Below are 13,883 nucleotides of genomic sequence, written 5' to 3'. Positions count from 1 at the left end.
CAGCACCACCGGCCTCTTCTTCTGCGAACCCATCGCACCAGCCCTGTCCGGCAGAACGGAAGGGGAATCTGCCACACACCAGCATCCCGACCAAACCACCCACAGCTAAGCAGCGACACACTACTAGCTCGTCCAGAGGTCGGGGCCGCCGTCTCCCGTGGCCAGTTCCGCCCAGATGGTTTTCCCGTCGTAGCGGTGTCGCGTTCCCCAACGGCGAGCCAGCTGAGCGACGATGAACAGGCCGCGGCCGCCTTCGTCGAAGGTCCGTGCCCGCCGCAGGTGCGGGGTGGTGGTGCTGCTGTCCGATACTTCGCAGGTGAGATGGTCGGCTTCGAGGATGAGGCGGAGCTGGATCGGAGGTTGCGCGTAGCGGATGGCGTTGGTCACCAGCTCGCTGACCACGAGCTCAGTGGTGAATTGCGCGTCCTGCAGTTGCCAGGCAGCCAGTTGGCGGGATGCGTACTCGCGGGCGTCGGCCACGGCGGCGGGGTCCGGCGGGAGGTCCCAGGTGGCGACGTGGTCGGCGTCCAGGATCCGGGTGCGTGCCATGAGGAGCGCCACGTCGTCGGTGGGCTGGCCGTCGAGGAGGGCGCCGAGGACAGCCTGGCAGTGCTCCTCCAACGAGGGCTCCGGCCTGCTCAGTGCGTGGAGGAGTTCCCGCAGTCCGCTGTCGGGGGCGCTATGGCGCTCACGCAGGAGGCCGTTGGTGTAAAGGGCCAGCAGGCTGCCCTGTGGTACGTGCACGTCCACCGCCTCGAAGGGCAGATTCCCCAGGCCGAGGAGAGGGCCCGGGGGGACGTCGATGACCCGGATGCTCCCATCCGGTGCCACCATGACGGGTGGCGGGTGGCCTGCGCTGGCGAGCACGCAGCGGCTTGTTGCGGGATCGTAGATTGCGTACAGGCAGGTTGCTCCGACCTCGCCCGCCGAGCCGGCGGCGTCGAAGGCGTCCTCGGCGTCGCGCGTGGGTGTGCCTTCGGTGCTGAGCCGCAGGACGACATCGTCGAGGTGGGTGAGGAGTTCGTCCGGTTGCAGGTCGATGTCGGCAAGTGTGCGCACGGCCGCCCGCAGCCGGGTCATGGTGGCCGAGGCGTGCAGCCCGTGCCCGACCACGTCACCGACGACCAGCGCGACCCGAGCGCCGGACAGCGGTATCACGTCGAACCAGTCACCACCCACCCCGGCTCCGTGGTTCGCCGGTACATAACGGCTCGCCACCTCCACCGCCGCGAGTTCGGGCAGGTGTCTGGGCAGAAGGCTGTGCTGCAGGATCAGGGACGTTTCGCGTTCACGGGTATAGAGGCGGGCGTTGTCGAGGCACTCGGCCGCCCGTGTCGCCAACTCTGCGGCCAGGAAGAGATCGTCAGCGTCGAACGGGTAGCGGCGCCGGTGCCGGAGGAGCATCATCGCCCCGAGCACACTGCCCCGAGCGCACAGCGGGACCGTGATCGCCGCGTACCCGCCGCCGTCGTCCGTCGGGGTGGCGAGACTCCCATCCTGGGCGATCCAGCGCCTCACGTCGACGTCATCCACGGAGCAGGCCTGCACAGGCGGGCGCGCGCTCAGGTAACGGGCGGGGAGCGACACCTGCGGGTGTTCCCCCGCACTGCTCCCGTTGCGTCCTGGGCATCTGGGCTGCTGCGCGATGAGGCGCAGCGCGACGGGTTCCGCGAACGGTCCGGTCGGGGGCTCCTTGCCCCTCAGCACGCCGTCGAACACCCCCACACTGACGAAGTCGGCGAACCGGGGGACGGCGACCTCCGTGATTCCCCGGGCTGTCTGCGTCACGTCCAGGGTGTTGCCGAAGCACTTGCTCGCCTCGCTCAGCAAAGCCAGCCGACGCCGGGAGATCATGAGTCGCAGCCGGATTCGGCAGACGGCGACACTCAAAGCGCACGCCAGCACCGTACCCACGATGACCACGACGCGACCGCCTGGAAGAACGTGGGGCAGTGCGAGGCCGTAGACGATGCCGGCCGCCACGGCGGAGAGCACCCCGATCGCCAGGGTGAGCTTGAACGGCAGCAACGCGGCTGCCATCAGGGGAGCGAACACCGCATAAAGGGCCCACCTGAGGCGGCCACCGCCCGACATCTCGAGCACGAGGGCGGAGAACAACGCGATGTAGCCGACGAGCAGCGTGAAAAGACGTTCGTCCAGTCGATGGGTCGCTGCCATGCCATCTCCCGTGGACAGTCCGGAGATGCTCCGGGTATCGCCCAGGCCAACCTGCACGGGTATCCCGGCAGAACCACAGGAAGGGCGCGTTCGAAACACACACGACAGGCCGCGCTACCGTCGGATCGGTCACTTCTCACAACGTAACAGGCGCCCGACCTGCCGTCCTGTGAGACAGGACGAGCCCCGTGCTCGGCCACGCCGGGCTGAAGGAGTGCCCGATCTTGCTGTCCTTCGCGTGGCTTGCGTGCGGAACCAGCAGGCCCGACGGCACCATGGTTCCGATTCCTGCCCTCGCCGGCACCAGGGCAGGCGCTGCGTAGGCCAGTTCGGACCCATGCTGACACGGATGGGCGAACCCGGCTCGCCTCGCCAGTCCGGCGGGCCAGGGCATCGGCGAGGGCTTCAGGTAGTCGCCGTCTGCGGTGTACCCGGTTCTGGCTGGGCAGTCGCCGCGACCTTGGTCGCCGCCCGGACGAAGGCGGCGACGGCGGTGGATCGGGAGTGCTGCGGCCAGGCCACGGACAGCGTGGCCGGCTCCACGTCCTGGACCGGACGGTAGGCGATCGCGGATCGCGGATACCGCCGGGTGAGCGAGGCCGGAAAGAAGCAGACGATGCGTCCGAGCTCGACCAGCTTGAAGATCTGCGGCAGGTCTGAGGCGTCTTGCGCCGTGTCCGCGGTGAATGCTTCGTCCTTTGTTGGGCCGGGCCGACGGGCGTGCGTCCCGCCAGTGCCGTGTCGCCCGGTGACGGGGCCCTGGTCCGCGGGCGATCCGTCGGGCAGGCTCCAGCCGGCGAGGTCGGTCAGGTGCAGGCAGGTGCGGGCGGCCAGCGGGGCGTCGGCCGCCATGGCGATCAGAAACGGCTCGGTGAGCAGCGGCTCGGAGTCCAAGCCGCGGTCGTCGAAGGGACTGAGCAGCAACGCGGTGTCCGCGCGGCCGTCTCGTACGGCCTGCGCCTGCTCGCCGACGCGGCCGAGGACGAGCTGGACCGGCAAGGACGCCCCCTCCTGGGCGTATGCGTCGAGGATCTGCGGCAGCAGGCCGCCGTCGATGTCGGCCTTGAGTGCCAGCCGCAGCATCGGCGTGGGTTCGCCGGCGTGTCGGGCCCGTCGAGCTGCGGCGCTGACCGCGTCGAGCGCGGTCCGGGCGTCCTGCAGGAGGGCTTCGCCGGCCGTGGTGAGCGTGACCCGGCGCGTCGTGCGCTCGAGCAGCTGCACGCCGAGCTGACGCTCCAGCTCCCGGATGGCGCGAGTGAGAGGCGGCTGCGTCATACCGAGCCGCTTGGCCGCACGCCCGAAGTGCAGTTCCTCCGCCACCGCGACGAAGTATCGGAGCTGCCGCGTCTCCAACTCATTCATACCTCCAGAGTATCAGTGGCAATCGGATCGGCATTTCAGGTCCGCCGCGGCAGCGGCTTCACTGGCGGGTGATTCCCCTAATGAACAGGAGAAGGACCATGCGAGCAGTCGCAGTGCGCAACATCGGCGACCCGCCGGAGCTGATGGAACTCCCTGTGACCCACCCGGCACCGGGTGAGGTTCTGGTCAAGCTGGCGGCGGCGTCGGTGAACCCGATCGACCTGGGGATCGCGGTGGGCAGGCTGCCCATGCCGCACGTCTTCCCGCTCGTACTCGGCGTCGACGGCGCGGGGCGCGTGACGGAGGTCGGTGAAGGGGTGCGCGGGCTGCAGGTCGACGACGTCGTGCACGGCCAGTTCCTGCGCGCGCCGCTGGGCCACGGCACCTTCGCAGAGTACGCACTCGTCACGGAGACCCCGGACAGCGGGGCGCTCCAGCGGGTGCCGGATGGCATGCCGGCCGAGATCGTGGCGGCGCTGCCGACCGCCGGCATGACCGCGCTCGGTGCCCTCGAAGCCATCGGCCTGCAAGCTGGGCAGTCCATCCTGGTCGTGGGCGCCACCGGCGGGGTCGGGGTCTTCGCCGTCCAGTTGGCGGCAGCCCGCGGCGCGGAGGTCATCGCCACCGCCCGGCCCGAAGCCGACCGGTGGATCCGGGACTTCGGCGCCGCCCAGACGGTCGACTACACGGCCGGCGAAGTGGCCGAACAGGTGCGCAAGACCCATCCCGGCGGAGTGGACGCCGTGCTCGACCTGACCCGCGACCCGGCCCGCTTCGCCGAAAACGCCGGGCTGGTGCGCGACGGCGGCGCAGCCGTGTCCGTGGCGCTCGTCGCGACGCCGCGGCTGCTCGCCTCCGAACGAATCGTGGTGCGAAACTTCATGATGCAGGACAAGCCGGACCTGCTCGCCCGCATCACCGCCGAGGCCGCCGCGGCCCGGATCACGGTCCCGATCCAGCAGGTCGTCACGCTGGACGAGATTCCCGGAGCGCTGGGACGCAACGCCGCGGGCGGCGCACGCGGCAAGACGACGGTCCGCATCTGACGGCGACTGTGCAACCCGACCTGTCCGACCGAAAGGCATACACCATGGCTGCCAACGCCATCGACCCGAACGAGACCACCGCTGCCCGGCGGCAGCGGGGTGAGCGGATCACCGCGGAGCTGAGCGGAGACCCGAACCCAGCGCTGCTGGAAACGCTCGACCGGGACTTCCCCTTCCTGGCCAACGCCGTCACCTCCTACGCCGTCGGCGAGATCCTCGCTCGAACCGTGCTCGACGTGCGCACCCGCCAACTCGCGCTCGTCGCCGCCTTCGCGGCACTCGGCCTCGGCGACTTCATCAAGATCCACGGTGGCTACGCGCTCAACGCCGGTGTCCCCGAGGAGGAATTGAAGGAGATCGTCTACCTCACCACCATCCCCGCCGGCTTCCCCCGCGCGATCCAAGCCTCACAAGCGGTCGCCGAACTCCTCGCCTCCCGCCGAGCGGTGTGACGGTTCGTCGAAAGCAGCCGACGACGCGGCCACCGCGAATGCCGTGAGCTCCGGTGCAACAAACTTCCATGAATCAATGAAAGGACTTCTTGATGCGACAGCACGCGGACAGCCCCATCGTCTCCGTCGCGTACCACTCCGGCTACGGCCACACCGACGTGCTCGCCGAGGCAGTCCGCATCGGCGCGGCCGACGCCACTGCGGTCGTCCACCTGATCAGGGTTGACAAGATCACCGATGAGCAGTGGTCCATGCTGGATATTTCGGACGCCATCATCTTCGGTTCGCCTACCTATATGGGGACCGCATCCGGCGCCTTCCACACCTTCGCCGAGGCCACTTCGAAGCGTTTCACGCCTGCCACGTGGCGGGACAAGCTTGCCGCAGGGTTCACCAACTCCGGCGCCAAAAGCGGTGACAAGCTGCACACCTTGCAGTACTTCACCGTGCTCGCCGCTCAGCTCGGCATGCACTGGGTCAACCTCGGCCTGCATCCCGGCTGGAACAGTTCGCAGGCCTCCGAGAACGACCTGAACCGGCTCGGTTTCTCTCTTGGTGCCGCCGCCCAGACCCATGTGGACCAGGGAGCCGAGGCGGTGCACAAGGCCGATATCGCCACCGCCGAACACCTCGGTCGTCGAGTGGCTGAAACCGCCGCCATCTTCCGCGCCGGGCGGGCGGCCGTCGCTTGACAACTGCGACCAGCCGGGCGCAGGGGCGGCGGCCTGGGCTTCAGCCGGCCGGTCGCGCTGTCCCAGGTCGCCGGTCTCGGCTTGGCCGCGTCAGGTGTCCAGGAGCCGCAGGTCGACCGCGTCGGCCATCGCCTTCATGCCCGCGTCATTGGGGTGGATGTGGTCACCTGAGTCGTAGGCCGGGTTGAGGGCAGCCGGGTTCGCGGGGTCGCGCATGGTCCGGTCGAAGTCGATGACGCCGTCGAAGGCGCCGCTGGTGCGGATCCACCGGTTCACGTCTTGACGGATCGTCTCGGCGGCAGGCGTGTAGTACCCGTTGCCCTCGTCGGGCATCAGAGTCGCGCCGATGACATTGACGTGGGCGGCATGTGCCTTGTCGATCAGCGTGCGGTAGCCGTTGATGAGGTCCTGGGCGGTCAGCGGCCGGCCGTCGGGTCCGGCGTTGTTGCCGATGTCGTTGATGCCTTCGAAGAGGATGACGTCCTTGACGCCCGGCCGGCCGAGGGCGTCGTGCCCGAAGCGCTTGAGGGCACTGACCCCCTGCCACAGGTTCGGGACGTCGGTGAGGACCCGGTTGCCGCCGATTCCGGCGTCGACGACACTCAGCTTCTGCGGCCCTGGTGCGGCGCCCAACCGACGTCCGAGGAAGTCGGGCCACCGGGTGTAGGTGCCGGTCGAGGAGTGGTAGCCGTCCGTGATGGAGTCACCGAAGGCGACGACGGTGCCCCGAGCGGTCGATGACATGACGTCCAGCCCCGCCAGGTAGTACCAGGAGGTCGTGGTGGTGCCGAACGCGGCGGGGCTGTTGTCACCGGTGTGGTCGCCGGAGGCGATGTAGGTGGTGTCGAATGCGTCGGAGTGCCAGGTCGAGGTGCCCGTCGTGCCGGGCACGTAGAGGCTGACGAGCAGGTTCTTCCCGGCGCTGACCGAGATCGGCACGACGTCGCTGACCGCCTCTTGGCCGGCGGGGATCGTGACGTTGCGGGCTTGCCCGAAGGTGACGTTGCGGGTGGTGCCGCGCGTCGCCTCCCCGCCGCTCGCCTGGACCGCGACGTCCACGGCCCTGACATCGAGCGGGGTGCTGCTGTAGCGGTTGGACAGGGTGATGCGTACGTCCGAGCCCGTGACGCTGCTGTGCACCACCATCCGGATGGTCTGGTTGCTGAAGGACGGGCCGCCGGTCGTCATGCTGGGCGACCAGGCACTGACCCTGGTGTCCTTGCCCTGTGGCGAGGACGTGGCGGCCGTCGCCACGTTCGCCGTGCTCAGCGGAACGACCGTGAGGGCCATGCCGGTCAGCGTCACGACCAGGGCCGGCAGGAACCTGCGACGCGGTCGACGACTCGATGCCGGGCTTTCCTTCTTGTGGGACATCGACGATCTCTCCACTCTTCTCGTGGTGCGCGGCGGGCCGAGGTGCTTCGGGGCCTCGGCAGGCAGACCCGGTCCGGCTTCCGGTCCTCGGCGGGTCATGGACGGCAGGCTGGTGCGTCGGATGAACGTCACAGGGCCGGGCAGGGGCTTCCTCGGCCGCTGGACCCCACGCCGCCGACACGGTGGGCATGGCGGTCAGGACCGACCCCTGACCGCCATGTCCGGCCACTGGCACTCTGCCCGCAGGACGTCGTCACGCGGTCCTGACCGGCGGCCCGGTCACGTGTGCCGGTCCGGCCTCATCCGAGGTTGCCCAGCGTGATGGATTTGCCGGGCTCGAGGCTGATCTTCCGTGAGGTGCCGGCCGCGTGGACGGTCGTGTCGCGGCCGCCGACGCTCTTCAGCGTCACCCGGGCGACCTTGCCGTCCTTCCAGGTGAAGTCGGCGACGAAACCGCCGCGGACGCCGACGCCGGACACCGAACCGGACGCTGCCCACGCGGCGGGCAGTGCGGGCAGCAGCTCGACGTGGCCCGGCCGCGAGTAGAGCAGCATCTCGATCATCGCGGAGGGGGTGCCGAAGTTCGCGTCGATCTGGAAGATGCCGCGGCCTTGCCCCATATCCATGATGTCGAAGAGGTTCGGCGCGGTGCCGTTGCTGCCGCCCGCCGACGGCTTCAAGTTGTTGACGACGAGCTGGTAGGCCTTCTCCGCGTTCTTCAGCCGTGACCAGCACAGGCTGCGCCAGGCGTTGGACCAGCCGAAGCTGTTCATGCCGCGGGCGGTCAACAGGGCCGTCGTGCCGGCGAGGATGTCCTTCGGCGTGGAGTCGTCCGGGCGGATACGGTCGCCGGGGAAGAGGCCGACGAGCGGGGAGAGGTGCCGGTGTGTGGTCTCGCCGAGGTTGTCGGGCGACATCCACTCCTCCAGCCAGCCGGTCTTGGGGCTGACCACGGGCAGGTACAGGCGTTGACGCAGACCGTCGATCGTCGCGCTGTAGGAGGTGTCCTTGCCGAGTACCTGGGTTGCGGTGCGGTAGTTGCCGAACAGGTTCCACACCAGTTCCTGGGCGTAGGTGATGCCCTTGGCGTCGAGCGGGCCCTGTTCGGGCGACCAGTCGCTGTCGGCGATGAGGACCTCTCGTGAGGCTCCGGAGGCTTCGGTGACGGTCGTGGTGACGAGGCGGGGCTCCCAGAACTCCACGGCGCCCTTGATGAGGGGGTAGATCTTCTCGAGGTGGGCGCGGTCCTGGGTGTACTCGTAGTGCTCGAACAGGCTCTGGCAGAGCCAGGCGTTGCCGGCCGGATGCCACCACCAGCCGCCACCGCCGTAGGGGTTGGTGGAGATGGCCACGGTCCAGCCGGCGACCTTCCCGCTGGAGTTGCGGTACCTGTTCGTCGGTGAGTTGAACAGCCGCCGGGTGACGTCCGTCCAGGAGGACAGCTGCGCGAGGCAGTAGTCGGTGAGGGCGTCGAAGCAGTCGGGCAGGCCCGCCCGGTCGGCCATCCAGTAGTTCATCTGGATGTTGATGTCGGTGTGGTAGTCGCCCATCCAGTCCGGGTCGTTGCCGTCCAGCCACGGCCCCTGCAGGCCCATCGGCAGGCTGCCCCGCGACCCGGAGATCATCAGGTAGCGGCCGAACTGCAGGTAGGCGGCCTCGAGCTCCGGGTCGGGGACGTCGTCCCGGTGGCGCGCCTGCACCCGTTGCCAGGTGTCCAGCTTGCGCTGTGCGGCGGACGACGTGCCGAGGTTGATGTCCAGTTGCTCGAACATCGGGCGGAAGTCGGCGACATGTGTGTGCAGCAGGGTGCTCGCGGAGTGGCCGGCCGCGTCGAGGACCTTGGTCCGCGCCAGGTGCTCCGGGTCCACGGACGGGTCACGGAACCCGGCGGCCGCGTCGGGCGCGTAGTTGGAGCCGCCGCTGACGACGACGGTGAGGTCCTTGCAGCCGCTGAAGGAGATCGACGCGCCCTTGACGGCGACCGTGCCGCTGCGGCTGTACGCGGTGACGGCGGCGCCGTACTTCAGCCCGTTGGCGAAGGAAGCGCCGAACGAGGTGTGGCGCCCGGCACTGTCGGCGGTGGTGGACTCGCCGTGAGTGCCGGCGAGGGAGACGGTACCGGTGTAGGTGCCGCCGCCCTTCTGGGAGAAATACAGGACGATGACGTCGTCGGGGCGGCTGGCGAAGATCTGCCGCTGGTAGGTGACGCCGGAGAGGTCGTACGAGGCGCTGACGAGGCCCTGAGCCAGGTCGAGGGAGCGACGGTAGTTGTCGACGGAGCCCAGGTCGTGCCCCGGGATGTCGACGGTGAGCTCGGCCAGCAGGGTCAGAGAGCCGAAGTCGTCGCGGTCGTAGGGGAACTGGCCGTCGCTCTGCAGGGCGTCGTTGAGACCACCGGTCCACAGGGTGGCGTCGCTGATCGTCAGCAGTTCGCCGGCGGGGTCGTTGCCCGCGAGCGCTCCGAGGCGCCCGTTTCCGACCGGCAGACCTTGCTGGATCATCGAGTTGGGGGAGCCGGGAGCCTGCCACCACAGCTGGTTCTTCGCGGCGGCTGCCGCGGACAGCATGGGCGAGGAGGCGGGGCGGGCGGGCGAGGCCGAGGCGGTGAAGGCGGGAAGACCGCCGAGGGCGGCGGCCGCGCCGGTGGTTGCGGCGAGAGCGAGGAAGCCCCTGCGGCTCGGGCGGTGGTCGTGCGATTCGGTGTGCTGAGTGTCCACGGTGTGCACTCCATGTCCGGCAGACGGCGCATGCGGGGACGACGGCCACGGGCCGTCCGGCATTGGGTGAGGCGCGCATCCGGGCGTGGGGGACCCCGGATGCGCGGGATGGTGTGAGGCGGGATGGTGCCCGGGTGCGGGGCCCGGTCATGTCACTGCCGGGCCCCGCGGGAGGAGTCAGGCGGACTTGGGTACGTCGATCCTGTCGATGTCGGGCGAGTAGTCCCAGCCGCTGTCGAAGGTGATGGTGTTGGAGCCCGCCTTCAGGGCCAACTGGACGCTGACGGTCTCGACCGTGCCCCAGTCGCCCGTGGAGGGGAACTTCAGGCTGGTGCCGTTGCCGCTGTTGGAGTAGACCGTGACCGAGCGGGGGTCGCCGCTGACGTAGGCGACGTTGACGGTGTAGATGCCGTCCTTCTTCACCTTGATGTCGTTGAACTGCAGCCTGCTGTCGAGGTAGAGATTGCCGACCTTCTTGCCGCCGGAGCAGGAGTCGCAGGTGGCGACGGAGGCGTTGCCGGTCAGGGTGTTGTTCGCGGACTCTGCCTCGTAGCTGGTGGTCGCCAGTGGGGCGCCGCCGGGCTTGATGGTGAACAGCCGGGAGCCGTGTGCGGGCAGCGACGCGGTGATCTTGTTCTTGTGTGTCCCGATGTCCTGGTGGTTCCACAGGTCGCGCACGGAGGCGGTGCCGGAGAATCCGAAGGACGCCCAGTAGGCGGTGACGGCAGCCGACGAGTTGCCGAGGTTGAACAGGGCGACGGTGTACGTGCCGTTGGGGTTCTTGGTTCCCCAGACCTGCTCGTCGCCCATCGGGGTGACGGGACGTGCGACGGGCGAGTCGTTCTGGTCGACGGCGATGACTTCCCGGTTGGTCAGCAGGGAGAGACCGTAGCTGTCCAGCTTGGTGAGGTCGTCACCGGTGTAAAGAGGTGACTTGTTGATGGCCCACAGGGTCATGTAGCTCTGCCGCTCGGCGTTGGTGAGGCCGTCCATCGACCCGTTGCCGACGTCGATCGCGTCGAGGTCGTTCCAGCCGCCCGGGCCTGCCTTGCTGCTCCAGGCGGGGGCGTCGTCCCACCGGTCGTTGACCGAGTTCTCCCAGGTGACCAGGGTGTTGCAGTAGCACTCCACGTCGGTGTCGATGCGCCAGCCGTTGGAGTACTTCTTCCAGTCGGCGGCGTGACCGACGTCGAGCGACCAGGACAGCTCCAGGTGGATCGGGCGCCCGGTGGCGGCGATGGCCTTGTGCCAGGCGGCGACGTCCGCGACGTTGTCGTAGTTGTCACCGGACTTGAACGAGCCGGGGCCCACGCCGTCCAGCTTGAGGAAGTCGTAGCCCCAGTCGGCGAACATCTGCGCCTGCGAATCGATGTACTTCTGGGCGCAGGGGTTGTCGAAGTCCAGCTTGTAGGAGCTGTCCCAGCCGTTGGTGGTGCGCAGATCCGGGTGGACGACGTCCGCGGTGGTACAGCCGGGGGCGTTGTGGATCGGCGCCTTGCCGTCGCCGTACGCACCCTTCTCCAGACCGACGGGAAGGTAGATGCCGGCCTTGAGGCCCTTGGAGTGGATGTGGTCGGCGACCGACTTCATGCCGTGGGGGAACCGGACCGGGTCTGGTGTCTGCCGGCCGTACTGGTCGTACTCGGGAGTCCAGTTGTTGTCCATCCACCAGCCGGCGTCGATGTTGACGTGGTCGTAGCCGTAGTTCTTCAGCGTGGTGGCGAGGGCGTCCGTCTGCTTCAGGACGTTCGCTTCGGTGAGGTAGCTGTAGTTGCCGTTCGGGTTCAGGCCCGGGTACTGGGAGGACTGCATGCTCCAGCTGGACCAGCCCATGTACGGCTTGGCCGGCGTGCCGGAGGAGACGTCCGCCGTGGTCGTGGCCGAGGCGGCGGCTGCGGTCGTGGGCTTGGCGGGGACGGCCGTGGGCGGGGTGGCGGCGGCCGGGACCGCTGTGGTCAGTCCCGCCGTGACGGCCAGGACCAGCGCGGCTTTGACGGTACGGCGCGGGGAGCGGGGGAGGGCTTCGCGCAGTGCTCTGTACGGGGATGACCGCATGGGTCAGGCCTCCTGGTGATGGGGGAGCGGAATCGCGCGGTGGTACCCGGTGGGGGACGGGCGTTGTTGCAGGCAAGGGGCGGGTGCTGTTCCGGGCAGGCCGACAGGGCAGGCGGTCGGGTGGCCGGCCGCCGGGGCGCCTGGCCGGTGTCTCAGCCCTTGCCCGAGCCGATGGTGAGCCCGCTGATGAACTGTCGCTGGAGCGTGAAGTACACCAGGAGCGTGGGGATCGCGGTCATGAGAGCACCTGCCGCGATGAGGTTGGGGTTGGTGAAGTACGCGCCCTGAAGATTGGCCAGTGCGGAGGTGATGGGGCGCTTGTCACCCGTTTCGATCAGCGCGAGTGACCAGAAGAAGTCGTTGTAGATCCAGATGGATTCCAGGGTCGCGAGCGCCGCGAACGCCGGGCGGCACAGCGGTAGCACGATCTGGAAGAACTGCCGCCACACCGGGGCACCGTCCACGAGAGCGGCTTCGAAGATCTCCTTCGGGACCGTCTTCATGTAGTTGCTCAGCACGAAGGTGCAGAATCCGCACTGGTAGGCGATGTGGATGAAGATGATGCCCCAGAGGGAGTTGTAGACGAGCAGGGAGTCGCTCATCCACGCGGGCAGCGGTACCAGAAGGTACAGCCGGTACAGCGGAGTGATCAGGACCTGGGCGGGGAGCAGGTTGCCCGCGGTGAACAGCATCAGCAGCACGATGTTCCAGCGGAAGTCGAACCGCGAGACGAAGAAGGCCACCGCTGCGGCGAACAACAGGGTGCCGAGCACTGCCGGAACCGTGATGAGCACGGAGTTCCAGAAGAAGTGCGGCATCCCCGACTGGTTCCATGCGTCGGTGAAGTTCTGCAGGCTGATGCTGTGCGGCCAGGACAGGTACCCGTGCCTGGTGGTGTCGGAGTAGGGGCGCAGGGAGGTGTGCACGGCCCACAGCAGCGGGACGAGCCACAGCAGCGCGATGCCGCCGAGCAGGATGTGCCGTCCGGTCTGCCGCCTCGGCCCTTTGGAGGCCGCGACATGATACGCAGGCAAGGGACGTGACCGGCGGGTCGGCGGCGTGGCGGTCGTGGTCACTGGTCCTCCTTGCGGAACGTCTGGACGAGGAACGTCCCGATCGCGGCCAGGGAGACGACGAGCAGGATCACCGCGAGCGCGGACCCGTATCCGATGTGGCTGGACTCGCCGATGATGTTGTCGGTGATGAGCAGCGACAGCAGTTCCATGCCGGGCTTGCTTCCGGTACCGCCTCCGAGCACGTAGACGACGTCGAAGGCGCGCAGGGACTCCATGACGGTGACGACCAGGATGATGATGTTGACCGGTTTCAGGGCCGGCAACACCACCCTCAGGAAGGTCTGGCGTCCGTTGGCGCCGTCGAGGGCGGCCGCCTCCTTCAGGGCGGGGTCGAAGCCCTTCAGCCCGGCCAGGTAGAGGATCATGATGTAGCCGGTGTGCCGCCAGCCGGAGGCGACCAGGACGGCCCACAGGTTGAGGTGGGGATTGCCCAACCAGTCGATGTCGTGGCCGAGCACACCGTCGAGCAGGCCGGTGTCGGGGTTGTAGATGATCTCCCAGATGAAGCCGACGACCGCCAGGGACAGCACCATCGGCATGAAGATCGCCGTTTGGTAGAGGCGGGTGAAACGGATCTTGTGGTCGAGCTGGTAGGCCAGGAAGACCCCGAACGGGGTGGGGAGCAGCGCCGTGAACAGCAGCCAGAGCACGTTGTGCTCGACGGCCGGCCAGAACGGAGGGTAGTTGGTGAAGATCTGGTGGTAGTTGCCCGGTCCGATCCAGTGGATGTCGGACAGGGTCAGGCCGTCCCAGTTGGTGAAGGACAGGCAGATGGAGGCGAGCGCCGGCAGCCAGACGAAGACGAGCAGGGCGAGCACGGGGATGCCGACGACGAGGGTCAGGAAGAGGCGGTCGCCAGGACCGAGCCGGCGGGGACGAGGGTGTGCCTGCGACGGTGACCGACGCATGGTACGCACGGAGGACATGGTGA

General features: G+C 68.5%; 10 protein-coding genes. 3 read left to right on the top strand and 7 right to left on the bottom strand.

Translation table 11 applies throughout. The features are described 5' to 3' along the window. Positions 1–123: 123 nt before the first annotated feature. Together ACIQFZ_RS25130 and ACIQFZ_RS25125 are read right to left on the bottom strand one after the other, a co-directional pair. Positions 124–2,178 carry a SpoIIE family protein phosphatase gene (locus tag ACIQFZ_RS25130; RefSeq protein WP_402692184.1) on the bottom strand — a complete coding sequence of 685 codons (2,055 nt, stop codon included), beginning with the start codon at positions 2,176–2,178 and terminating at the stop codon, positions 124–126. 405 nt (positions 2,179–2,583) lie between these two features. After that, a complete protein-coding gene (locus tag ACIQFZ_RS25125) occupies positions 2,584–3,540 on the bottom strand; it encodes a LysR family transcriptional regulator (protein WP_402692183.1) in 957 nt (318 codons plus the stop codon). A gap of 98 nt (positions 3,541–3,638) precedes the next feature. Here ACIQFZ_RS25125 and ACIQFZ_RS25120 point away from each other — a divergent pair, with 98 nt between their 5' ends. The 3 genes from ACIQFZ_RS25120 (at position 3,639) to ACIQFZ_RS25110 (ending at position 5,730) form a co-directional block, all read left to right on the top strand. Then, positions 3,639–4,586, top strand: coding sequence for an NADP-dependent oxidoreductase (locus tag ACIQFZ_RS25120; protein ID WP_402692182.1), 948 nt, complete (start codon positions 3,639–3,641; stop codon positions 4,584–4,586). A 44-nt stretch (positions 4,587–4,630) separates the two neighbouring features. Continuing rightward, the gene (locus ACIQFZ_RS25115) at positions 4,631–5,038 is read left to right on the top strand and encodes a carboxymuconolactone decarboxylase family protein (protein ID WP_402692181.1); all 408 of its coding nucleotides are present in this window, start codon (positions 4,631–4,633) and stop codon (positions 5,036–5,038) included. 92 nt (positions 5,039–5,130) lie between these two features. Continuing rightward, positions 5,131–5,730 (top strand): flavodoxin family protein, encoded by a 600-nt coding sequence (locus tag ACIQFZ_RS25110; RefSeq protein ID WP_365427105.1) that lies wholly within the window; start codon positions 5,131–5,133, stop codon positions 5,728–5,730. Between the two features lie 90 nt (positions 5,731–5,820). Here the strand turns inward: ACIQFZ_RS25110 and ACIQFZ_RS25105 are convergent, their stop codons facing one another. The 5 genes from ACIQFZ_RS25105 to ACIQFZ_RS25085 form a co-directional block, all read right to left on the bottom strand. Continuing rightward, the gene (locus ACIQFZ_RS25105; protein ID WP_402692180.1) at positions 5,821–7,104 is read right to left on the bottom strand and encodes an SGNH/GDSL hydrolase family protein; all 1,284 of its coding nucleotides are present in this window, start codon (positions 7,102–7,104) and stop codon (positions 5,821–5,823) included. A gap of 299 nt (positions 7,105–7,403) precedes the next feature. Then, positions 7,404–9,821 (bottom strand): glycosyl hydrolase family 95 catalytic domain-containing protein, encoded by a 2,418-nt coding sequence (locus tag ACIQFZ_RS25100; RefSeq protein WP_402692179.1) that lies wholly within the window; start codon positions 9,819–9,821, stop codon positions 7,404–7,406. A 177-nt stretch (positions 9,822–9,998) separates the two neighbouring features. Further along, a complete protein-coding gene (locus ACIQFZ_RS25095; RefSeq protein ID WP_402692178.1) occupies positions 9,999–11,876 on the bottom strand; it encodes an alpha-galactosidase D in 1,878 nt (625 codons plus the stop codon). Between the two features lie 152 nt (positions 11,877–12,028). Continuing rightward, positions 12,029–12,910: a carbohydrate ABC transporter permease gene (locus tag ACIQFZ_RS25090; RefSeq protein ID WP_402692177.1), complete on the bottom strand. Its 882-nt coding sequence runs from the start codon at positions 12,908–12,910 to the stop codon at positions 12,029–12,031. A 38-nt stretch (positions 12,911–12,948) separates the two neighbouring features. After that, positions 12,949–13,878: a carbohydrate ABC transporter permease gene (locus tag ACIQFZ_RS25085; protein WP_402692176.1), complete on the bottom strand. Its 930-nt coding sequence runs from the start codon at positions 13,876–13,878 to the stop codon at positions 12,949–12,951. Positions 13,879–13,883 lie beyond the last annotated feature (5 nt).

This window comes from Streptomyces sp. NPDC093064 (assembly GCF_044754605.1).
In the GTDB taxonomy this organism is placed as follows: Bacteria; Actinomycetota; Actinomycetes; order Streptomycetales; family Streptomycetaceae; genus Streptomyces.
The sequence above is the reverse complement of the archived record's forward strand: the minus strand, read 5'-3'. Positions and strand labels throughout refer to the sequence as shown.

Bases quoted from the DNA above. Each gene is read 5' to 3' on its own strand.
- ACIQFZ_RS25105 (WP_402692180.1), bottom strand. From the start codon at position 7,104: ATGTCCCACAAGAAGGAAAGCCCGGCATCGAGTCGTCGACCGCGTCGC.
- ACIQFZ_RS25110 (WP_365427105.1), top strand. From the start codon at position 5,131: ATGCGACAGCACGCGGACAGCCCCATCGTCTCCGTCGCGTACCACTCC.
- ACIQFZ_RS25125 (WP_402692183.1), bottom strand. From the start codon at position 3,540: ATGAATGAGTTGGAGACGCGGCAGCTCCGATACTTCGTCGCGGTGGCG.
- ACIQFZ_RS25115 (WP_402692181.1), top strand. From the start codon at position 4,631: ATGGCTGCCAACGCCATCGACCCGAACGAGACCACCGCTGCCCGGCGG.
- ACIQFZ_RS25095 (WP_402692178.1), bottom strand. From the start codon at position 11,876: ATGCGGTCATCCCCGTACAGAGCACTGCGCGAAGCCCTCCCCCGCTCC.
- ACIQFZ_RS25130 (WP_402692184.1), bottom strand. From the start codon at position 2,178: ATGGCAGCGACCCATCGACTGGACGAACGTCTTTTCACGCTGCTCGTC.
- ACIQFZ_RS25085 (WP_402692176.1), bottom strand. From the start codon at position 13,878: ATGTCCTCCGTGCGTACCATGCGTCGGTCACCGTCGCAGGCACACCCT.
- ACIQFZ_RS25120 (WP_402692182.1), top strand. From the start codon at position 3,639: ATGCGAGCAGTCGCAGTGCGCAACATCGGCGACCCGCCGGAGCTGATG.